The following is a 20,222-nucleotide window of genomic DNA, read 5'->3' on the forward strand; positions in this document are numbered from 1 at the left end:
CTGATTGAAAGCGTACGGGCCAACGTGCGGGAATTGCGGCACAATTCCGGGTCAGAAAACACAACTGAAGTGAGACAGGTATGAGTGGCGGGGAGACAGGGATTCGAACCCTGGGGACGCTCTCACGCCCAACGGTTTTCAAGACCGCCGCATTCGACCACTCTGCCACCTCCCCGCGTGAGGCCGGGTCTAAGCGCAGATGCCGGCAGAGGCAAGCCATAAAGCGGGATTTATTGCCGAAGCGAAACCAGCGCTCTTTCCATGGACCGGCACCCGCGTTATGATCCGCGTATCAGACCGCACGAGACTGGCAACAAGAACCAGCGCGACGCGGTTGGGGCGCGGCCTTGAAGGCCTGGTCAGGCAAGGGATGAGACAATGAAGCGAGCGACTGGCACACGCTTTGGGCCACAACGGCTGGCGTTTCTGGCCGTGAGTTTGGCGGCTTTGGCAGGGTGCGAGGAAGGGTTCAACCTGCAGCCCCCCGAGGCCGAAGAACAAACAGGCGAAGACGCCGACAACACGAACAGGTTTGAACTGTTCCCCGAGGCCAACGCCTCGAACCAACGTGACGTGGAAGCCCCCGAGGTGTTTCAGGTGACCGAAGCCGGCCTTTGGGATGGGCGTCCTTCTCTGGGCGGTGTCTGGGTCGCACATCCTGATGTTTCACAACCCGAACGTGTGCTGATCAAGAATACGGCCAACAACAAATCTGTGACCGGGGCCCTGTTCCGCCGCGACCGGAACCTGCCGGGACCTGCGCTGCAGGTGTCGTCTTCTGCCGCATCACAGCTGGGCATGCTGGCCGGGGCACCTACCCGGATCGAAGTGGTCGCGTTGCGGCGCGAAGAAATCGCGCCCGCTCCGCCGCCAATCGCAGATGATCCTGCAACACCGGACATTACAGAAGAAGACGTGGTGCCAACCGACATTGCCGAAGCAGACACCCCCGAGAAGCCCGCCAAGCGAAAGTGGTGGCAAAAGAAACCTGCGGAAGAAACTGCGGCCGCGGCGGCGGTCGCAGGCGCAGCGGTGGCTTCGGCTGGTGAAGAGGCGGCTGAAACGACTGTCGACGCGGTCGATACCGTGGCCGAAACGGCGACATCCGAAGCCCCGGCAAAGCGCAAGTGGTGGCAAAAGAAGGCCCCCGACGAGACGATAGCAGCCGAGGCAGAAGTGACGACCGCGCCGCTAGCGGAAACCGGGACCGAAGCCGCTTTGGCCAGTGAGCAGACAGCAGCCGCTACTTTGTCTGACCCGGACGTCACGCCTCCGGTCGAAAAGCCGGCCAAGCGGAAATGGTGGCAGAAGAAAGATCCCAATGCCATCACCGAAACCCAACTGGATCCGATAGCAGGGGCCGAGGCAGCCATTGAGGCGAGTGCGCCGACAAGCGCAGCTGCAGCCGCTGCCGCCGCGCCCGAGGCGACCGACGGATTGGCGAAGCCATTTGTTCAGGCTGGCACGTTCAGTGTCGAGGCCAATGCCAAAAGCGCGGCGGACAAAATCCGGCGCAATGGCATGGCTGCTCAGGTGGCCGAACTGAAAGGGGACGACAACACCGTGTGGCGCGTGCTGGTTGGTCCAGCTTCGACCCGGGCCGAACGCCGCGCTTTGTTGAACGACGTCAAAGACCTCGGCTTTACCGATGCCTTCACGGCCAAGAACTGAGATGAGGAGGCCCACAATGCTCTCTGCACTGCGATCCACATGCCTTGCCTTTGGGCTATCGGTACTGGCACTGCCCGCTCTCGCCTTTGATACAACGGCGCGAGCCGCATATGTGATGGACCAGAAAACCGGTACGGTGCTGCTTTCGAAAGACGCCGACCAGCCGTTGCCTCCCGCTTCGATGTCCAAGCTCATGACGCTCTATGTCGCGTTCGAGGCTCTGCGCGACGGGCGTCTGACGTTGCAGGAGACCCTGCCCGTCTCGGAACATGCCATGAGCTATGGCGGCTCGACCATGTTTCTGAACACGCAGGACCGCGTAACAGTCGAGGACCTTCTACGAGGGATCATCGTGCTGTCTGGCAACGATGCCTGCGTGGTGATTGCCGAAGCCCTGAGCCCAGATGGGACCGAGGCCGGTTTTGCCCGGTTCATGACGCAACGCGCGCAGCAGATGGGCATGAACCAATCGAACTTCGCAAATTCCAACGGCTGGCCCGCCGCCGGGCACATGATGTCGGTGCATGATCTTGCCATTCTGGCCGACCGCCTGATCACCGATTTTCCCGAATACTATCCGCTTTTTGCCGAAGAAGAATTCGAATTCGATGGCCGCGCGCCTTCGAACTCGCGCAACCGCAACCCGCTGCTGCGTCTGGGCATCGGAGCGGATGGGCTGAAAACCGGGCACACGCAAGAGGCCGGGTATGGCCTGGTGGGCTCGGCCAAACAGGGCGACCGCCGGGTTGTGTTTGTTCTGACGGGCCTCGACAGCACGCGCACCCGCGCAGAGGAGGCTGAGGCCGTGGTTAACTGGTCGTTTCGAAATTTTGTCGAGAGGACAGTTGCCAAAGCGGAAGAACCGGTAGCACAAGCCAAGCTATGGATGGGTGCCGAAAAGACGGTTGGCCTTGTCCCGCAAGAGGACCTGACCCTTCTGTTCCCCGTTCTGGGCGAAAAGGACATCAAGGCCGAGGTTGTTTATGACGGTCCCATTAATGCGCCGGTGTCAAAAGGCCAGCAACTGGCCGAGCTTGTGATCCAACCCGAAGGCCTGCCGGAAATCCGCCGTCCGCTTGTGGCCGACCGGGACGTTGCGCAAGGCGGATTTGTTGTGCGCATGATGACGGTTGGCGGCATCGTTCTGAAAGACGTGATCAATATCCCGTTGGAGCAAATGTGACGCCGCGCGGAGTATTCCTGACCTTTGAAGGCATTGACGGATCGGGAAAATCCACGCAGGCGCGCCTGCTGGCCGAACATCTTCGCGCCGAAGGCCGCGAGGTCGTGCTGACACGCGAGCCCGGCGGATCAGCCGGGGCCGAGGAAATCCGCGCTCTGGTCCTGCAGGGGGACCCAGATCGCTGGTCCGCCGAGACCGAGATTCTGCTGTTCACCGCCGCCCGGCGCGACCATCTGGAACGGACCATCGAACCTGCTCTGGCTGGTGGCAAGGTGGTGATCTGCGACCGGTTCGCCGACAGCACTCGCATGTATCAGGGCCTGTCGCGCGGGGATTTGCGCGGGATGGTCGATCAATTGCACGCACTGATGATCCAGCGTGAGCCTGATCTGACCCTGCTGATCGATATGGACCCCGAAACAGGTCTGTCGCGCGCAAAGGGACGTCAGGGCACAGAGGAGCGCTTCGAAGATTTCGGCCTGGAGCTACAGCAAAAAATGCGCGCTGGCTTTTTGGCGCTCGCGGACGAGTTTTCCGACCGATTTCACGTTGTTGACGGCAACCGAGACATGGACAGCGTCGCGCAGGATGTGACAGATATCATTACAACAGTCCTGCGATGAACGAGACATGAGCGACGACATCCCATCCCCGGATCAGGCCCTCGGCGCACCGCACCCGCGCGAAACGGTGCAACTGTTCGGGCAGGACGCGGCCGAACGGGCCTTTCTGACCGCCTATACCTCGGACCGGTTGCATCACGGCTGGCTGTTGACCGGTCCGCGCGGCGTTGGCAAAGCGACGCTGGCATGGCGTATCGCGCGGTTTCTGCTGGCGACACCTCCGGCAGATGACGGCGGGCTGTTCGGAGCCCCTCCGCCGCCCGAGACGCTGGACATCGCCCTCGATCACCCGGTCGCGCACCGCATCCTGGCCGGGGCAGAGCCCGGATTGGCCGCGATCACCCGCTCGGTCAACGATCAGGGGCGTCTGCGCAATGAGATCGTCGTTGATGACATCCGCAAACTGGGCCGGTTCTTTGGTCTGTCCTCCGCCGATGGTGGACGGCGGGTTGTAATCGTGGATTCAGCCGATGAGATGAACACCAGCGCCGCCAACGCGTTGCTGAAGATGCTCGAAGAACCGCCCGCGCGTACGACCCTGCTGCTAATCTCGCACCAACCTTCGCGCCTGTTGCCCACGATCCGGTCCCGTTGCCGAACCTTGCGCCTGTCGCCTTTGGGGGTCGAAGACATGCAGGCCGCGCTGGCGCAGACCAGCGCGGAACTGCCCGCGCAAGCCGACCATTTGGCCGCCCTCGCGGCAGGCTCGGTCGGCGACGCGGTGCGCCTGATTAATCTGGGCGGGCTGGACCTCTATGCCGAACTGATCGCCATTCTGGGCACCCTGCCCCGGCTTGACCGGCAGCGCGCGCTGAAACTGGCCGAAACCGCCGCCCAGCGCGGCGCGGCTGAACGGTTCGACCTTCTGTTATCACTCATCGACATCGCCCTGTCCCGCCTTGCCTTGACCGGCGCAACCGGCGCGCCCCCTATGCCCGAAGCCGCCCCGAATGAGGCGGAAACGCTGGCCCGCCTTTCGGGCTCGCCGCACAAGGCCCGCCAATGGGCCGAGGCCGCCGCGCTGATCACATCACGCGCGCGGCATGGGCAGGCGGTGAACCTTGACCCTGCCTCGCTTGTCCTAGATACGGTGTTCAAGATACAGGAAACCGCCGGTCACAGCTGATGAGCCCCACCCCCGAAATTACTGACAGCCATTGCCATCTGGACTTCCCGGATTTCGACGGCCAGTTGGACGACATCGTATCCCGCGCGACCGAGGCTGGCGTGACCCGCATGGTCACCATCTGCACCCGCCTGCGCAACGAACCCACCGTGCGCGCCATCGCCGAGGCCCACGCGCCGGTCTTCTACGCCGCCGGAACCCACCCGATGAGTGCTGCCGACGAGCCGATGGCAACCGTGGAAGAACTTGTCGCGCTGGCCCGTCATCCAAAATTCGTCGGCATCGGCGAAAGCGGGCTGGACTATCACTACACGGCGGAGTCGGCAGAGGTGCAGCAACAGTCGCTGCGCATCCATATCGAAGCCGCCCAGCAAACCGGCCTGCCGCTGATCATCCATGCCCGCGCCGCGGACGAAGACATGGCCCGCATTCTGGCCGAGGAACACCGCAACGCGCCCTATTCCTGCGTCATGCATTGCTTCTCATCTTCGGCGGAACTGGCCCGTGCGGCGCTTGATCTGGGCTTTTACCTGTCCATGTCCGGCATCGCCGCCTTCCCCAAAAGTCAGGAGCTGCGCGATATCTTCGCCGCCGCGCCTATCGATCGCATTCTGGTGGAAACCGACGCGCCCTATCTGGCCCCTCCGCCCCATCGCGGCAAACGCAACGAGCCCGCCTATACCGCCCGCACCGCCCGCAAAGGGGCCGAGGTGTTCGGGATGGACTACGCCGATTTCGCCGCACAGACGCAAGCGAATTTCGACCGGCTGTTCACCAAGGCCGCCACATACAAGGCCGCCGCATGAACGAGATACGCTGCACGATTCTGGGCTGCGGATCATCCGGTGGCGTTCCCCGGCTGGGCGGTTTGTGGGGGGCATGTGATCCCGACAATCCCAAGAACACCCGCCGCCGATGCTCGGTACTGGTTGAACGCGACGGGCCGGATGGTACCACGTCTGTCCTGATCGATACCTCACCAGACATGCGCAGCCAGCTGCTGAGCAGCGGCACGGGGCGCTTGGACGCGGTCGTTTACACTCATTCCCATGCGGATCACACCAATGGTCTAGACGATCTTCGGATGATCTTCTTCAACATGAAGGCGCGCGTCCCGGTCTGGGCGGATGGTGATACGCAGAATGATCTGCTCAGCCGGTTTGGCTATGCGTTTGTGCAGCCCAAGGGCTCACCCTACCCACCGATCCTTGACCTGCACACGATCGACGGCCCGTTCGAAATCGACGGACCGGGCGGAGCGATCCCGCTGCAACCCTTTCTGGTCAATCACGGGATGATCGACGCGCTGGGATTCAAGATAGGGAACCTCGCCTATCTACCTGATGTTTCAGAGATTTATGACGACGCATGGGCTGAACTACAGGGCCTCGACTGCCTGATCATCGACGCCCTGCGCCGCACGCCCCACCCCACCCACGCGCATCTGGAAAAGACGCTGGGCTGGATCGAGCAACTGACCCCGAAACGCGCCATTCTGACCAATATGCATATCGATATGGACTATGCCACGGTCGAGGCCGAAACCCCGGACCACATCACGCCCGCCTTCGACGGGATGGTGATCCGGCAAGCGCTTTAGGGGGCGGGTCGCTGGCCGCCTCCGACACTCTGCCCACGGCTTTGCCATGTTCCAAAGCCTGATTGACGTCATCCTGCCGGTCTTTCTGGTGATCGGCGCCGGGTATCTGTCAACGCGACTGGGGTACTTCCGCGAGGTCCATATCGACGGGTTGATGAAGTTCACGCAGGGCTTCGCCATCCCCTGCCTGCTGTTTCTTGCAATCGCCAACCTTGACCTCAGCGCCAGTTTTGATCCCCGTCTTCTGGGCAGCTTCTACACCGCCGCCGGTCTGTGTTTCGCCGCCGGTATGATAGGCGCGCGCCTGATCTTCCGCCGCGACTGGGAGGATTGCGTCGCCATCGGTTTCTGCTGTCTGTTCTCGAACTCAGTCCTGCTGGGCCTACCCATCACCGAGCGCGCCTATGGCCCCGAAAACCTGACCGGCAACTTCGCGATCATCGCGTTCCACTCGCCCTTTTGCTATGGCGTGGGCATCACGGTGATGGAAGTGTTCCGGCACCGCGGGCACGGCGGCGCACAGATGATCAAATCCGTGCTGACCGCCATGTTCAAGAATGCACTGATCCTGGGCATCGGGCTGGGTTTCATCGTCAATCTGTCGGGCCTCGGCATCCCTACCGTGGTGGATGACGCACTGAACCTGATCACTCGCGCCGCACTACCCGGAGCGCTGTTTGCTCTAGGCGGCGTGCTGGTAAAGTACCGCCCCGAAGGTGATCTGCGCGCGATCCTGTTTGTCTGCGGCATCTCTTTGATCCTGCACCCCAGCCTCGTCTGGCTGTTCGGAACGTCGCTATCGCTGCCCCAGGACCTGTTCCGTTCAGGTGTGCTGACCGCCGCGATGGCACCGGGTTTCAACGCCTATATCTTCGCAAACATCTACGGGCGCGCCAAACGGGTCGCTGCTTCGTCGGTTCTGATCGGAACAGGGGCGTCTATCCTCACCGTCTGGCTTTGGCTGACCATTTTGGGCTGACTGCCGCATTGACTTTAGCCGTCATCGTAACACCTATCGCGTGACAAAACCGGAGCTCGAATATGCCAAACGCTGTCATCGTTGCCCATGGCCAACCTTCTGACCCTGCCCCCGCCGAAGACGCGCTTGCCTCGTTGGCCGCTGAGGTCGATGCGCTGTGTCATCGGGTCAACGTGCGCTCGGCCACTTTGGCTGCTCCGCAATCGCTCGAGACCCGACTTGATGACCTCCCCGAGGATACCGCAGTTTACCCGTTGTTCATGGCGCGCGGATGGTTTGTCACCAGCGCCCTGCCGAAGCGGATCGGACAACGGCCCGTACGGATTCTTGATCCGTTGGGGATTGATCCCGAACTTCCCGGTTTGGTCGCCGATGCCCTGCGCACTGTCCTGCAAGACAAAGGCTGGAACGCTGAGAGCACAGATTTGATCGTAGCGGCCCACGGTTCTGGACGCAGCGCCAATCCCGCCCGCGTCGCGCAGGCGTTCACTGACGCCGTGGCGCATCAGATACCTTTCAAAACCGTCCGCACCGGTTTCGTTGAACAACCCCCATCGATCGCCGATGCGGCGGCAGACGCGGGGCAGCAAGCAATCTGCCTGCCCTTTTTCGCCTGCACCGGTGGGCACGTGCTTGAAGATGTCCCGCAAGAGCTTGAGCGCGCCGCGTTCGGCGGTCACGTCATGCCCGTAATATCCGAACTACCGCAGGTGCAGCGCCACATCGCCAAGGTGCTGGATCGGCTTTGACCAAATTGAAGCCGTAGCAATCAACTCGGCTGTTGCGCGCCGGATAGCGCGCAATAAAACCGATGACAGGAGCGACCGCCCCGTTTCGCCGCATAAAGCGCCAGATCCGCAGCGTGCAGGATATCGACCGCTTTCGCTGCTTCGAACTGTGTCGATAACGCAGTGCCGATGCTGCACGAAACCTGACACTCCGCCCCTTCGAACTGCATTGGCTCACACAGCCGGGCGATCAGGCGGCATGCGATTCTGTCCAGCTTATCGACATCTGTCATGCCTTTGAAAATTAAGACGAACTCATCGCCCCCTACCCGAGCTACCGTATCATCCCCGCGCGTCTCGGCCAGCATGATCTGGGCGGCCTGTTGCAACACATAGTCACCTGCAGCATGCCCGAGACGGTCGTTGACCGATTTGAAAAAATCCAGATCAAGGTGCATCAACGCAAAGCTTGCCTTCATCGAGATCAGGTGCCCCAGCAGGTGATCCATTGCACGGCGGTTCCTGAGCCCCGTCAGAGTATCGGTATAGGCCTGCTCTTCCGCAGCAAGCTTGGCCCCCTGCAAACGCAAATTCAAAGAACGCGACGCCTCCATCGCGGCGGATTTTGCTTCGACCAGATACAACAGCTCGATCGCAAGATCGGTGCCAGAGAAATCCGCACTTGTCAGCGCATAATCCCGCACCGCGTCCAGGATGGAGATGCCGAAGGACAGATTAATTATCGCACCACCACCCTGCAGGGGCGCGATCAGTCCCTTCAGCGCAGTGCGGGGCGCGTCCTGAAATCGTAAATGAAGCTTGGTGCCATGCGTCGCAATCAATGTCGTAAGGCTGGTCACAGAACGGGGCCGCAAGAGTTCGAAGATGTCCAGAAAACAGGCTCCTGCCATCGAACTGTCGGGACGCAGTTTCTGTAAGGTCGGACCGACCCGCACAATCCGACCCGCATCATCGATCTGCACGAACATCGGGCAGAGCGTTTCCAGAAGCGGTGTCAGCGCATCTGTCGATGTCATGCCTGTCGCCCCCCCAGATCGAAATGGCGCCCTTGGGAAAATGCGCTTTCGATCAGGATGATCGAAATCACTTCGGCATGACTTTGTTGCCCTTCATAGGTTAAGATAACCAGCGCCCCATAGTCATCCGCCATAGCGCGCAATACCCCGGTCATAACGCTGGGAAACCCTGGCAGGCCCGGAGCGCAATGCAGCCTATACTCGGCGGGCGAATGCTCCTGCAACTCAAGCGCTGGCAACACCAGATCCGAAACCGCAAGCCGTACCCGGTCCGACAGGTCATCCAGTGAATGAAGAAACTCAACATAGCTTACGCCGCCAAAGCGCAGCAGGCGGCGCAAACCCTCCATGTTCGGATGCGAAACCAAATACGTTCCGAGATCTTCCAGAAACTCTGTTTTTGGCCGCTCCAGATCGGCGCACAACGCGTCAAGAACGCGGCTAGAGACATCGGCGTCATAGATAAGCATCGCCTCAAACTCTTCAAAATCCAAACCTGCGGCTTGCATCGCTTGCTGCCAACAGGGGCGGCCATAGGTGGCGCACACAAAGGATTGAATCGCCCTATTGATCAGCCCATGCATGAAAAGCCCCGGTTTGGATACCCGTGACAAGTGAACCCAAAAAGCTTAACAAATGCCCAAAATCCCACATCGGATCATGACAATACGATGTAATCTCAGCCTGAAATGAAAAGCGATCAGAAGTCGGTCGGGGCACCTCCTTCAGCCTTGCGGCGGGTCACGAAGTCAGCCAGTTCTTCGCGGATGGCCTCATCCAGCGCGGGCGGCTCGAAACTGTTAACGATCTCTTTGAACATCCTGTGCGCCCGCTCGGCAGTCCAGATGCTGCCTGCGACCTCCCAGGCCTCAAAATTCTTCCAGTCGCTCAGGAACGGCTGATAAAATGCCGTTGTGTATCGATCCTGCGTATGCTGGATGCCAAAGAAATGCCCGTCATTGCCAACTGCCCGAATTGCATCCAATGCGATCTCATCCGGCCCCGTGGCGTTGATCTCAGGCTGCATATAGCGCTGGATTTGCTGCAGTATCTCGCAATCCATAATGAACTTTTCCGGGCTCGCGATCAGCCCGCCCTCAAGCCAGCCCGCCGCGTGATAGACCATATTGGTCCCCGACTGCACCGCCGCCCAGAGCGAGTTCGACGTCTCCCATACCGCCTGTCCATCCGGGACATTGGCCGCGCACACGCCGGATGAGCGCATCGGCAGCCCGTAAAACCGTGCCATCTGCCCGGTCATCTGGGTCGAGCGCATGTATTCCGGCGTCCCAAACGCGGGCGCGCCCGATTTCATGTCGACATTCGAGGTAAACGTCCCGATCACACAGGGAATGCCGGGCCGGACGTATTGGAACAGCGCAATCGCGCACAGGGCCTCGGCCAGCGACTGCGCCACCGCCCCGGCCATAGTGACAGGTGCCATCGCCCCGGCCAAAGTGAACGGCGTCACCACGATGGCCTGCCCGCGCCGGGCCAGTCGCAGACAGCCGTCAATCATCGGATGGTCATGCTTCAGCGGCGAGGTCGAGTTGATGTTGGTATACATCCGGGGCGATGCCTCGAATTCCTCGTGGCTGAGGCCGCCGGCGATGCGCACCATCTCCATCACGTCCTCGACGCGTTCTTTGCCCAGCGAGTAGGCGTGCATCGCTTTGTCGGTCAGCGTCAGCTTGTCATAGAGCACATCCAGATGGCGAATGCTGGCGTGGATGTCCACCGGTTCGACCGGGTAACCGCCCGCGAAATGGATGCAGTTGAAATATTGCGTCAGCTTCAGCAGGTCCTGACACATCCGGCGTGTGCCCGGAACCTTCTTGCCAATCTCCATGTCCCAATAGTTCGGCGGGGACGAGACATTGCCGAACAGCATCGTACGCCCGCCGACCTCCACCGTATGATCGGGATTGCGCGGGGTGATGGTGAAGCTGCTGGGGGCCTTGCGCACCATCTCCATCACAAAGTCACGGCCCATGCGAACGTTGTCACCATTGATGGTGCACCCGGCCTCGCGCAGGATGCCAATGGCTTCCTTGTTGTAGAACTCGATCCCGATTTCTTCGAGGATGCGCATCGCGCCTTCATGGATCGCCTCGATCCCCTCGGGGCCCAGCGGTTCGGTTGGGCGGTCGATGTTTACAGGCGGGTTCCACGGCATCTGATCGATCACGGCACTGCCGCGCCGGGCGGCTGCCCCCGCGCGACCACCGCCGCGACGTTTGCGAGTATTGCTGTCGGCCATGGTTTCCTCCGGGCACTGCTTTTCCCAAGCAAGCCCGGAAGGTTGTTCTATGGCCGCTCTGTCTGCGACACCGCATGTCGGTTTTGCCATGTGAAGCGGCGATTTTTAAGCGCAGATGGTTAACTCTTAGACAGCCATGCGGGAATATGCCCGATGTCCGGCAGCACGACATCTGCCAGAGGTTCGAGTGTTTCAGCCGGGGCCATTCCGGTCAGGACACCGATGGTCACCATGCCCGCGGCGCGCCCGGCCTCAAGGTCATGAAGGCTGTCGCCCACCATCGCGATGCGCGACGGATCAACGTCGATATGTTTGGCAAAGGCCAGCAATTGCCCCGGTCCGGGTTTGAACCCGTGCCCGCTGTCATATCCGGCAACGAAATCGAAATGATCCTGCACCCCGACCGAAGCGAGATGCTGCAGCGCGGGCATCTCGCCATCATTGGTGGCGACGCCCAGCTTCAGCCCGCTTTCCCGCAACCCCTCCAGAAACGGAGCCAAAGGCACCGATGGGATTTGCCGCGCCTCGGCCGAGGCCCGATTCAGTGTCTCCACGAGGTCAGATCGCGATGTTTCAGGCAGATGGTGCCGCAATGCGTCTGCCACCTCGTCGACTGTGCCTGCAATTACAACGCTGTCGGCCTCGTAAGTCTCTTGCGCAAAGTCGAACCCGATGGCCTTGCCCATTTCACCCGCGCGCTCTGCGTCGCCTTTCGACAGACGTTCAAGCGCAACGCGCCCGAAAGCGCCCCAGGTAGCAGCAAAGTCAAAAAGTGTACCGTCCTTGTCGAACAAAAGGGCGTCGATGGGCATAGGGGCTCCTGCAGATTAGGTCCAGTGCATGTCCGATGTGCCCGCCAACACCGCGTGGGCCTGACCAGGCAGATCGTAGGGGACGGAATTGGCGTCACAAAAGGCGATCACCCACGAATCGTCAAGCATCAGGAAATCGAGAACCGAGGTCAGGAACTCGACCTCGCCCGCGCGGGCACGCAAATCTTCAGCGGACGCACCGCTGGCACCTAGAAAAACAGGCAAAAGCTCTTCGTTTCCGACCAGCCAACCCAGCACGTTCAAGGCCAGAGTTTCGGCGGAGTTGGCAGAGATCGGCATAAACTGGCCCCGGATCGTGTCTTGGAAAGGGTTTGTTAACCAGACTCATAAACACTTTGGCAACGCATGCAATCTAACGGTGAATGGCTATGTCTGTGCAAGGCACCATACTCGTCCTCGACGGTGTTTCGACCAATCGCATTATGCTCAAGGTGCAACTGACTGCGGCCTGGTATCATGTTGTGCAGGGCGAAAAGCTCTCTGGGTTGACGTCGCTTGCGCGGCGGACGCGACCGGATCTTATCCTTACCGCGCAGACTTTGCCGGATGGTACGGCAGCCGACGTGAAAAGGATGATGCAGGCCGAGCCTGCGCTTGCGGATATTCCCGTGGTGGCCATTGCCCCACAAAACGACAAGGCCGCGCGGTTGCGCGCACTTTCCGACGGGCTGGATGATGTGCTGGGCTATCCGCTCAAGGATACGTTGTTATTGGCCCGTATTCGCAGCCTGCTGCGCGCGCGGGCTGACCGGCATGACCTCGACGCGCGCGATGATCCGCAATCGATGGGCTTTGCAGAACCACCTGCGGCCCTGATCGCACCTGCGCCGGCTGCACGGATCGCACTCTTGACGTATTCGCCCCGCACCGGCGCGTTATGGAGCAAAGCCCTGAGCGGGCAGACCCGCCACCGGCTAAGTGCCCACACCCTGCCAAACCTGCGCGGTGTGCTGGGCGACGTTCCACCGGACGCAATCATAATCGAGCTTGGAGCAGAAGCGGCTAGCCTGAAACTGCTGGCCGATCTGCGTTCTCGCAGCGGCACTCGACACACGGTTCTGATCGCGGTTCTGCCGGATGAGGATACGAACCTCGCCGCCGAGGCGCTGGATCGCGGAGCGGATGCCGTCTGTCTGGGTGGGTTCAATACAGATGAAATCTCGCTGCGGCTGGAAACCCAGATCGCGCGCAAAACCCACGATGACCGATTGCGGGCGACTTTGCGCAAGGGATTGGCCGAGTCGCTGACCGATCCCCTGACCGGATTGCACAATCGACGCTATGCCATGCGTGCGCTCGAACGGATCGCCCAACACTCCTTATGCAGCGGACACAGCTTTGCGGTGATGTTGGGCGATCTCGATCATTTCAAGTCCATCAACGACCGCTACGGGCACGCCGCCGGTGATCTGGTCCTCTGCGAAGTGGCGCGCAGATTGGAAGCTGCGCTTAGACTGCCCGGTTTCGTAGCCCGCATCGGGGGTGAAGAATTTATGATCGCGCTGCCGCAGACCTCGGCACAGAAGGCTTTGCGACAAGCTGATCTCATCTGCGAAAGCATATGCAGCAGACCCTTCCCGCTGCCTGATCAGGCTACGCTGATTCCGGTCACAATCAGCATCGGCCTCAAGTTATGCGCGCCGCCGGACCTGACCGCCAGCCAAGACGTAAGCCCGGTGAACCGCCTGCTTCAGTCCGCGGACAAAGCGCTTTATGCGGCGAAGAAAGCCGGGCGTAACCAGGTGCAAATCCGCAAAAGCGCGGCGTGACGAGCCAGTCGATCAATCGCGCTTTTTGTGCTTGCGCGGCCCCTGCTTGACCACCTGCTCCAAACGGTCGGCATAAACGGCGCGCTCTTCATCCGTCATGACCGTGACTTGTGTCAGCCATTGATCGTGCAGCGCCTCTTGCAGGTCCGAGGTCGCGCGCGCCTGCTGCGCAAGCAGTGCCTGAACGGCAGTCGGCTCGAACGGGACAGCCCGCAGGGCCTGACTGAGCGCTCCAAAATCCTCTTCACGCCGCTTGGACCCCTTACCCCGCAGCGCCGACAACTCGCTGCGTAGCGCTTTGCGCTCGGTTTTCGGCAGTGCGTAGTACAAGGTCGGACCGAATCCCGGCGGGCCTATCACCTGATCCCTATCCTTGAAACGCAGCATGGTACCGATGACAACACCAGCCACCAGCAGGTTAATGGCCAGCGAAACAATCAGCAAAATCGGCATCCATCGGCGCTTGGGTGCAGGCGTATCGGTCATTCCGCATCCTCCAGATAATCATCGTCGAAATTCAGATCGGCCATCAGATATGTCGTGTCCGAAGAAACCAAGTACTCGACCGGGTCCGGCAAAAAAGTCGGGGCCGCGAAACCGATCCAGACGCCCGCCGCGCTGGCGGCCACAAGACCGCCCAGCCCCTGCCAGCCACCAATGCCTCGCAGGCGCTGTCGCCACGAGGGCGCGGTTCTGGTCTTGCGCGCCAGGCGCACCGCCTCGGCATCGGTTTCGATCCGAACCGCCAGCGCGTCAGGAAACACATCACGCGTGGCACGCGCCTGCGCAAACAGATCCTCCAGTTCCTTGTCGTGATCAGCCATGTTCATACCCCAGTTCATCCTTGCGCCCGGCCAGTATCGCCGTCAAAGACCGTTTTCCCCGCGCGGTCAGACTTTCCACCGCCTCGATCGAGATATCCATGATCCCAGCAATCTCGGGATTGGATAGCTCTTCGATATGCCGCAGAACAACAGCCTGCCGCTGCCGATCCGGTAGCTGGTCCAGAGCATCTTGCAAAGCATCGCGGCGCGCGACCTCTTGCATCTGCTCGACCACGCTGGCGGCTCCGTCCTCGGGCTCGGGCGCATTCTCCAACGTCTCAGGCCGTTTCCTGCGCCGCAGGTCCACGCACAGGTTCAGCGTCACGCGATAGAGCCAGGTCGAAATCTGCGCCTGCCCCGGCACCCAGTCCGGGGCGATCTTCCACAGGCGCATCATCGCCTCTTGCGTCACATCCTCGGCCTCGGCCCGGTTGCCCAGCATCCGCAAGGCAACCGAATAACAGCGGGGGCCCAGCCGGTCGGTCAGCAAGCGGGCCGCCGCGCCATCGCCATCAGCAAACAGGCCCAGCAACGCCTCGTTGCTGGGGTCGGGCATGGCGAGTGAACCGCCATGCGCCATGTCCGGATAAGAGGTCAGATCCTCCATCCCGCATCAGTTGTTGTCGGTATCCGACTTCTGATGCCGCTTGTGCTTGCGGCCCATCCGGTCCTTTGCATCCGCATACTCCTGTTCCGAGATCGACCCGTTGCCATCGGCGTCGATGCGTTCGAACATCTTGGAGGCACGGCGCGGTTTGGGCAATTCATCTTCGCTGAGGAAGCCATCCGCATTGGCATCGTGCTTCTCGAACATCTTCGTCACACGCTCGTTGGCCTTGACCTGAGCCGCCGCCTGCATTTCCTCGACGCTCAGTTGCCCGTCTCCGTCCGCATCGGCCGAGGTGAACTTCTGCATACGCTGTTCGGTGATCTCGGTCAGCGTCACCTGACCGTCGCCGTCGATATCGAGTTCCTCGAAGGTCACGCGCTGTCCTTTGGCAAAGGCCGAGGTTGCGGTAACCGCAACAGCGGTTCCAACGAGGACTGAGATGAGGTTTGCGTTTTTCATAACATATTTCCCTGATACGCGCGGCCCTGTGCCGCCGCTGATACTGTTCAAACGCGGGGCCGGTAGGTTTCCGTCGCCCGTGGCTCAACTTTTTCGTGCCTTGTTTGAAACAGGCCCGTTTCCTGCTAGGTTGCGAGATGCCGCCGCAAAGCGACGCACCCCCTTTCCCGAACGGCCCGGCTTGGCCTATATCGCCTCAGGACAAACGCGCGAGATTCAAATGACTGATCAGACCATCGATTCCACGATCGAGGAAGACCGCCCGACCAAGCCCGCCCTGATCCGGGGGTTTCGGTGCAAATGCCCGAACTGTGGCGAGGGCAAGCTGCTGCACGGCTATCTCAAGGTGAACGACGCCTGTTCGCATTGCGGGCAAGAGCTGTTTCACCACCGCGCCGATGATGGCCCGGCCTATCTGACGATCCTGATCGTCGGGCACCTGCTGGCGCCTGCGCTGCATGTCTCTTACGTGCATTGGCGGCCTGATCCGTGGACCATGGCGATCGCGTTTTCGATTGGCTGCGTGGCGCTGTCGCTATATCTGCTGCCACGTCTGAAAGGGGCCGTTGTGGCCTATCAATGGGCGCGACGGATGCACGGGTTCGGCAAAACCGCATGAGTGCGGACAAAACCGCCATTCGCAATGCCGCCACGGTGATTGTCCTGCGGGACAGACTGGGTGATCCGTCGATCCTGATGGGGCAACGGGGGGCCAATGCGGCCTTCATGCCGAACAAGTTCGTCTTTCCCGGCGGTGCGGTCGACCCGGCGGACGCAGATGTGCCGCTGGCGTCCCAACTGCCCGATCTGTGCACCGACCGCCTGTCGCAGCAGTCTGAGGCCGGGTTGCAAAACGCTCTGGCCGCCGCTGCAATCCGCGAATTGTGGGAGGAAACCGGGCTGATCCTAGGGCAACCCGGCACATGGCAGGGCGACGTGCCAACGGATTGGCAGAGCTTTGCTGAAATGGGCTTTGTCCCCTCGGCCTCGGCGCTGCAATTCGTGTTCCGCGCTGTCACACCGCCCGGACGGCCCCGCCGGTTTGATGCGCGGTTCTTTCTGGTCGATGCCGACGCCATTCAGGGCGATCTGGATGATTTCACCCATGCCTCGGACGAGTTGTCTCATCTGCAATGGGTGAAAATCCGACAGGCCCGCGAATACGATCTGCCCTTCATAACCGAGGTCGTTCTGGCCGAAATCGCCGCCCGCGCGGCAGACCCGAACCCGCCCGAAACCGTGCCCTTCTTTCTGAACAATGAAGAGGCCAGCCTGTTCCTGCAGCTTCGGGGCTATCCCATGCCTTATGCGGATTAACGCATCCGGCTGACCACCACGGTGACCTCGGGTTTTTTGCCGATCTCGGCCTGTGCGGTCTGGCGCGCGATCCGGCGCAGGCCTTCTTCCAGCTTGTCATCGTCGCGCAGAGTCTTGGCCCCGGCCCGCATCAGAAACTGATTGAGGTCTTCTTCCAGCACCTCGACCAGCCCGGCACGGGACGATCCCATCTCGGGCAGGCCCATGGTGTCGCACCAGGGTTCACCCAGTGGTTCATCCTCTTCATCCAGAATGACCGTGATGGTGATGTGGCCGTTCAGCGCCATGCGGATGCGGTCGCGCACAACCCCGTCCAGCGCACCAATCTTCACCGAGCCATCCAGATAGGTCCGACCGGTTTCAATATAGTCCGCCACCTTGGGCGCATTGCCGGTCAGGTCCAGCATGGTGCCGTTCACAGCCAGTATCCCGGTGCGCCCACCAGCCTCGGCCAGCTTGGCATGTTCGCGCAGGTGACGGTGTTCGCCATGCATCGGGATCACCATCTGCGGGTCAACCAGCGCATGGACCCTCTCAAGGTCGGGCCGGTTGGCGTGGCCCGAAACGTGATAGAGACCCGAGCTGTCATCGACCACATCAACGCCCTTTTCGCTGAGCTGGTTGATGATGCGGATCACACCCCGCTCATTGCCGGGGATGGTTTTGGACGAGAACAGGAACAGATCGCCCTCTTTCGCCTCAAGCCCGCGATATTTACCCCGCGCCAGTTGGGCGCTGGCCGCGCGGCGCTCGCCTTGACTGCCGGTGACGATCAGCATCAGGTTCTGACGCGGCACGTCGACGGCCTCTTCGGCGCTAATCACCTTTGGGAAATCCGTGAGGATACCAGTCTCGGTCGCGGCTTCGATCATCCGCCGCATCGCGCGGCCCAGCAACACGACCGACCGCCCGGCCCTCTGCCCAGCCTCGGCCAGCGTCTTCACCCGCGCCACATTAGACGCGAAGGTCGTGGCGATCACCATTCCGCTGGCCTCTTGCACCAGACGGGTGATCTCGGGGCCGACCTCGGATTCCGAGCGTCCGGGATGGGCCGAGAACACATTGGTGCTGTCGCAAACCAGCGCCTTGACGCCCGGCTTGGCGACCTCGGCCCACAGGTCGGGGTCGAACGCCTCACCCACCACGGGGTCGGCGTCCAGTTTGAAATCGCCCGAATGCACGACGCGGCCCGCAGGCGTGTCGATCACCAACCCGGCGCTTTCGGGGATCGAGTGCGATACGGGCAGGAAGCCAACCGTAAATGGCCCCGCCTTGATCTGCTCGGGCCATGGCGAGGCGGTTTGCACCGCCTCGGTCGGGTGGCCGTGTTCCTCCATCTTGCGCCGCGCGATATTAGCGGTAAAGGCGCGGGCATAAACCGGTGCGCCCAACGCCTCATAGCAATGGGCAACCGCGCCGACATGGTCTTCGTGCGCGTGGGTGATAAAAACCGCGTCAAGCTGGTCGGCGCGTTCTTTCAGCCAGCTGATGTCGGCAAAGATCAGGTCAACGCCGGGCGAGGTGTCCATGTCCGGGAACGCAACGCCCAGATCGACAAGGATCAGGCGCTCCTGTCCCGGTTTGCCGTACCCATAGACATAGGCGTTCATGCCTATTTCGCCTGCACCGCCCAGCGGCAGATAGATCAGTCTCTCGTTGCTCATGCTGATCCGTTTTCCTTGTTATAGCGATGGATCACGGTCAGCCCGTGCATCGTCAGATCGTCTTCGAATTCATCAAACAGCTCAGCCGCCTGCTGGAACAGCGGGGCCAACCCACCGGTCGAGATCACCTTCATCGGGACCCCGGACTCACCCTTGATACGGGCGCAAATCTCGCGCACCAGACCGACATAGCCCCAGAACACACCCGACTGGATGCATTCCACCGTGTGCGTGCCGATCACCTTTTGCGGCTTCGATATATCGACATGCGGCAGCGCCGCTGCAGCCAGATGCAGCGCCTCAAGGCTAAGGTTGACACCCGGCGCAATGACACCACCGACATAGGCCCCGTCATGAGCCACAACATCAAAGGTCGTCGCAGTGCCGAAATCGACCACGATCAGGTCTCCGCCAAACCGCTCGTAGGCGCCCGCCGTGTTGACCAGCCGATCCGGCCCCACCTGCGTCCCTTCATCGACACGCGGGTTGGCGGGCAGCAGGCAGTCGGGCTTGCCCACGACCAGCGGGCGGCATCCAAAAAACCGATCCGCAAAGACACGCAGGTTGAACACCACCCGCGGTACCGTGGATGAGATAATCACATCGGTAATATCCGCCTCGATCCCGTAGTGCTTGACCAGTGTGGAATACCAAGTGAAATACGCATCCGCCGTGCGCGCATGATGGGTCGAGGTGCGTAGGGTGCACAGGAACTTCTCGCCATCCCAGATCGAGAAAACGGTGTTTGTGTTGCCGCAATCAATGGCCAGAAGCATTTGCGCCCCCTTTAGAAATAAACATCCGCGGCAGGTATGCTGACGCGGCCCTTGGCGGTGTTTAGGACAAGGTTGCCGCCCGCGTCCACCGTTTCGAAGGTTCCGACCGTCTTGGACGTTGCGGTACGGGCGGTGATGACCTCACCCAGCCGGGCCGCTCGGGCCAGCCAGGCGGTGCGGATGGGCTCGAACCCATAGGTGGTGAATTGGGTTTCGTAACGGGCGAAGGCTGCTGCCAGCTCGGTCAGGAAGTCTTCGGGCGACACCTGAGCACCGGTCTCGGACAGCAAAGACACGGGCCGCACCGCTCCGGGTTCGACTGTGTCCGGTGTGGGGGCCTCGGACAGATTGACACCGATGCCGATGGACAGGTGCATCACACCTTTGCCCTGCCCGGCACTTTCCAGCAATATGCCGGCCAGCTTCCCGCCGTTCAGCAAAACATCATTTGGCCATTTCAGCGCCAGTCCCTGCGCACGACCGGTCACCGCCACGCAGGCATCAAACAGCGCCAGCGCTGCCACAAAGCTGCGCAGCGCAGCCTGCTCGGGCTGTCCGTCGGGCCGCATCAACAGGGTTGTCGCAAGGTTTCCCTTGGGATTGGCCCAAGCCCTGCCCCGACGCCCCCGCGCCGCCGTCTGGTGATGCGCCATGATCCAGACCGGACCCGTCGCAGTGGGTGCGATCCGTGTGGCTTCGTTCAGTGTGCTGTCGACCTGCTGCAGCACATGCAGGCCGTATCCCTGCGGCCAGTCGCTCATGT

At 61.3% G+C, this 20,222-nt stretch carries 23 protein-coding genes and 1 tRNA gene; 11 read left to right on the plus strand and 13 right to left on the minus strand.

Annotation, left to right across the window (positions count from 1 at the left end; all coding sequences use genetic code 11):
• Positions 1–85: 85 nt before the first annotated feature.
• Positions 86–175: transfer RNA gene (locus tag ACR0KM_RS11545), tRNA-Ser, on the minus strand.
• A 203-nt stretch (positions 176–378) separates the two neighbouring features.
• Between ACR0KM_RS11545 and ACR0KM_RS11550 the strand changes: the two genes are divergently transcribed.
• The 8 genes from ACR0KM_RS11550 to ACR0KM_RS11585 all read left to right on the plus strand — a co-directional run bounded on the left by ACR0KM_RS11550 (position 379) and on the right by ACR0KM_RS11585 (position 7,931).
• Positions 379–1,671, plus strand: coding sequence for an SPOR domain-containing protein (locus tag ACR0KM_RS11550; RefSeq protein ID WP_480861422.1), 1,293 nt, complete (start codon positions 379–381; stop codon positions 1,669–1,671).
• Positions 1,672–1,687: 16 nt separating this feature from the next.
• Positions 1,688–2,854 (plus strand): D-alanyl-D-alanine carboxypeptidase family protein, encoded by a 1,167-nt coding sequence (locus ACR0KM_RS11555; protein ID WP_480822496.1) that lies wholly within the window; start codon positions 1,688–1,690, stop codon positions 2,852–2,854.
• Entirely contained in the window at positions 2,851–3,477 is a 627-nt protein-coding gene (gene tmk, locus ACR0KM_RS11560) for a dTMP kinase (RefSeq protein WP_480861421.1), read from the plus strand. The genes ACR0KM_RS11555 and tmk overlap by 4 nt, the downstream gene beginning before the upstream one ends.
• 7 nt (positions 3,478–3,484) lie before the next feature.
• On the plus strand, positions 3,485–4,603 hold the full coding sequence (locus ACR0KM_RS11565; RefSeq protein WP_480861420.1) for a DNA polymerase III subunit delta': 1,119 nt from the start codon (positions 3,485–3,487) through the stop codon (positions 4,601–4,603).
• Positions 4,603–5,409 carry a TatD family hydrolase gene (locus tag ACR0KM_RS11570; protein ID WP_480861419.1) on the plus strand — a complete coding sequence of 269 codons (807 nt, stop codon included), beginning with the start codon at positions 4,603–4,605 and terminating at the stop codon, positions 5,407–5,409. The genes ACR0KM_RS11565 and ACR0KM_RS11570 overlap by 1 nt, the downstream gene beginning before the upstream one ends.
• Positions 5,406–6,203 (plus strand): MBL fold metallo-hydrolase, encoded by a 798-nt coding sequence (locus ACR0KM_RS11575; protein ID WP_480861418.1) that lies wholly within the window; start codon positions 5,406–5,408, stop codon positions 6,201–6,203. Before ACR0KM_RS11570 ends, ACR0KM_RS11575 begins: the two co-directional genes overlap by 4 nt.
• A 46-nt stretch (positions 6,204–6,249) precedes the next feature.
• On the plus strand, positions 6,250–7,182 hold the full coding sequence (locus tag ACR0KM_RS11580) for an AEC family transporter (RefSeq protein WP_480861417.1): 933 nt from the start codon (positions 6,250–6,252) through the stop codon (positions 7,180–7,182).
• A 62-nt stretch (positions 7,183–7,244) separates the two neighbouring features.
• Complete coding sequence (locus tag ACR0KM_RS11585; RefSeq protein WP_480861416.1) at positions 7,245–7,931, plus strand: CbiX/SirB N-terminal domain-containing protein; 687 nt, start codon at positions 7,245–7,247, stop codon at positions 7,929–7,931.
• A 20-nt stretch (positions 7,932–7,951) separates the two neighbouring features.
• On the opposite strand, the gene ACR0KM_RS11590 is transcribed toward ACR0KM_RS11585, so the two are convergent.
• The 5 genes from ACR0KM_RS11590 to ACR0KM_RS11610 form a co-directional block, all read right to left on the minus strand.
• Positions 7,952–8,947, minus strand: a complete 996-nt coding sequence (locus tag ACR0KM_RS11590; RefSeq protein WP_480861415.1) for a diguanylate cyclase domain-containing protein — start codon at positions 8,945–8,947, stop codon at positions 7,952–7,954.
• Entirely contained in the window at positions 8,944–9,531 is a 588-nt protein-coding gene (locus tag ACR0KM_RS11595) for a heme NO-binding domain-containing protein (protein ID WP_480861414.1), read from the minus strand. Before ACR0KM_RS11595 ends, ACR0KM_RS11590 begins: the two co-directional genes overlap by 4 nt.
• A 116-nt stretch (positions 9,532–9,647) precedes the next feature.
• Positions 9,648–11,207, minus strand: coding sequence for a trimethylamine methyltransferase family protein (locus tag ACR0KM_RS11600; RefSeq protein WP_480861413.1), 1,560 nt, complete (start codon positions 11,205–11,207; stop codon positions 9,648–9,650).
• A 119-nt stretch (positions 11,208–11,326) separates the two neighbouring features.
• The gene (locus ACR0KM_RS11605) at positions 11,327–12,019 is read right to left on the minus strand and encodes an HAD family hydrolase (protein WP_480861412.1); all 693 of its coding nucleotides are present in this window, start codon (positions 12,017–12,019) and stop codon (positions 11,327–11,329) included.
• 15 nt (positions 12,020–12,034) lie between these two features.
• Complete coding sequence (locus tag ACR0KM_RS11610) at positions 12,035–12,319, minus strand: DUF3572 domain-containing protein (protein ID WP_480861411.1); 285 nt, start codon at positions 12,317–12,319, stop codon at positions 12,035–12,037.
• An 89-nt stretch (positions 12,320–12,408) separates the two neighbouring features.
• Here ACR0KM_RS11610 and ACR0KM_RS11615 point away from each other — a divergent pair, with 89 nt between their 5' ends.
• On the plus strand, positions 12,409–13,809 hold the full coding sequence (locus ACR0KM_RS11615; protein ID WP_480861410.1) for a diguanylate cyclase: 1,401 nt from the start codon (positions 12,409–12,411) through the stop codon (positions 13,807–13,809).
• A 12-nt stretch (positions 13,810–13,821) separates the two neighbouring features.
• Here the strand turns inward: ACR0KM_RS11615 and ACR0KM_RS11620 are convergent, their stop codons facing one another.
• The 4 genes from ACR0KM_RS11620 to ACR0KM_RS11635 are packed head-to-tail and all read right to left on the minus strand — an operon-like array spanning position 13,822 to position 15,702.
• Positions 13,822–14,295 carry a periplasmic heavy metal sensor gene (locus ACR0KM_RS11620; RefSeq protein ID WP_480861409.1) on the minus strand — a complete coding sequence of 158 codons (474 nt, stop codon included), beginning with the start codon at positions 14,293–14,295 and terminating at the stop codon, positions 13,822–13,824.
• On the minus strand, positions 14,292–14,633 hold the full coding sequence (locus ACR0KM_RS11625) for a hypothetical protein (protein WP_480861408.1): 342 nt from the start codon (positions 14,631–14,633) through the stop codon (positions 14,292–14,294). Before ACR0KM_RS11625 ends, ACR0KM_RS11620 begins: the two co-directional genes overlap by 4 nt.
• On the minus strand, positions 14,626–15,240 hold the full coding sequence (locus ACR0KM_RS11630) for an RNA polymerase sigma factor (RefSeq protein ID WP_480861407.1): 615 nt from the start codon (positions 15,238–15,240) through the stop codon (positions 14,626–14,628). Before ACR0KM_RS11630 ends, ACR0KM_RS11625 begins: the two co-directional genes overlap by 8 nt.
• Before the next feature lie 6 nt (positions 15,241–15,246).
• On the minus strand, positions 15,247–15,702 hold the full coding sequence (locus ACR0KM_RS11635; protein WP_480531416.1) for an EF-hand domain-containing protein: 456 nt from the start codon (positions 15,700–15,702) through the stop codon (positions 15,247–15,249).
• 220 nt (positions 15,703–15,922) lie between these two features.
• Here ACR0KM_RS11635 and ACR0KM_RS11640 point away from each other — a divergent pair, with 220 nt between their 5' ends.
• Together ACR0KM_RS11640 and ACR0KM_RS11645 are read left to right on the plus strand one after the other, a co-directional pair.
• Positions 15,923–16,321, plus strand: a complete 399-nt coding sequence (locus tag ACR0KM_RS11640) for a DUF983 domain-containing protein (RefSeq protein ID WP_480861406.1) — start codon at positions 15,923–15,925, stop codon at positions 16,319–16,321.
• Complete coding sequence (locus ACR0KM_RS11645; RefSeq protein WP_480861405.1) at positions 16,318–17,019, plus strand: NUDIX hydrolase; 702 nt, start codon at positions 16,318–16,320, stop codon at positions 17,017–17,019. The genes ACR0KM_RS11640 and ACR0KM_RS11645 overlap by 4 nt, the downstream gene beginning before the upstream one ends.
• Here the strand turns inward: ACR0KM_RS11645 and ACR0KM_RS11650 are convergent.
• From ACR0KM_RS11650 to ACR0KM_RS11660, 3 genes are read right to left on the minus strand one after another with little or no spacing between them, the layout of a single operon-like run.
• Positions 17,016–18,683, minus strand: a complete 1,668-nt coding sequence (locus ACR0KM_RS11650; RefSeq protein WP_480861404.1) for a ribonuclease J — start codon at positions 18,681–18,683, stop codon at positions 17,016–17,018. The two genes, ACR0KM_RS11645 and ACR0KM_RS11650, sit on opposite strands and share 4 nt — an antisense overlap.
• Complete coding sequence (locus ACR0KM_RS11655) at positions 18,680–19,459, minus strand: type III pantothenate kinase (protein ID WP_480822536.1); 780 nt, start codon at positions 19,457–19,459, stop codon at positions 18,680–18,682. Before ACR0KM_RS11655 ends, ACR0KM_RS11650 begins: the two co-directional genes overlap by 4 nt.
• An 11-nt stretch (positions 19,460–19,470) precedes the next feature.
• Positions 19,471–20,220: a biotin--[acetyl-CoA-carboxylase] ligase gene (locus ACR0KM_RS11660; RefSeq protein ID WP_480861403.1), complete on the minus strand. Its 750-nt coding sequence runs from the start codon at positions 20,218–20,220 to the stop codon at positions 19,471–19,473.
• Positions 20,221–20,222 lie beyond the last annotated feature (2 nt).

Source organism: Ruegeria sp. G10 (assembly GCF_056533645.1).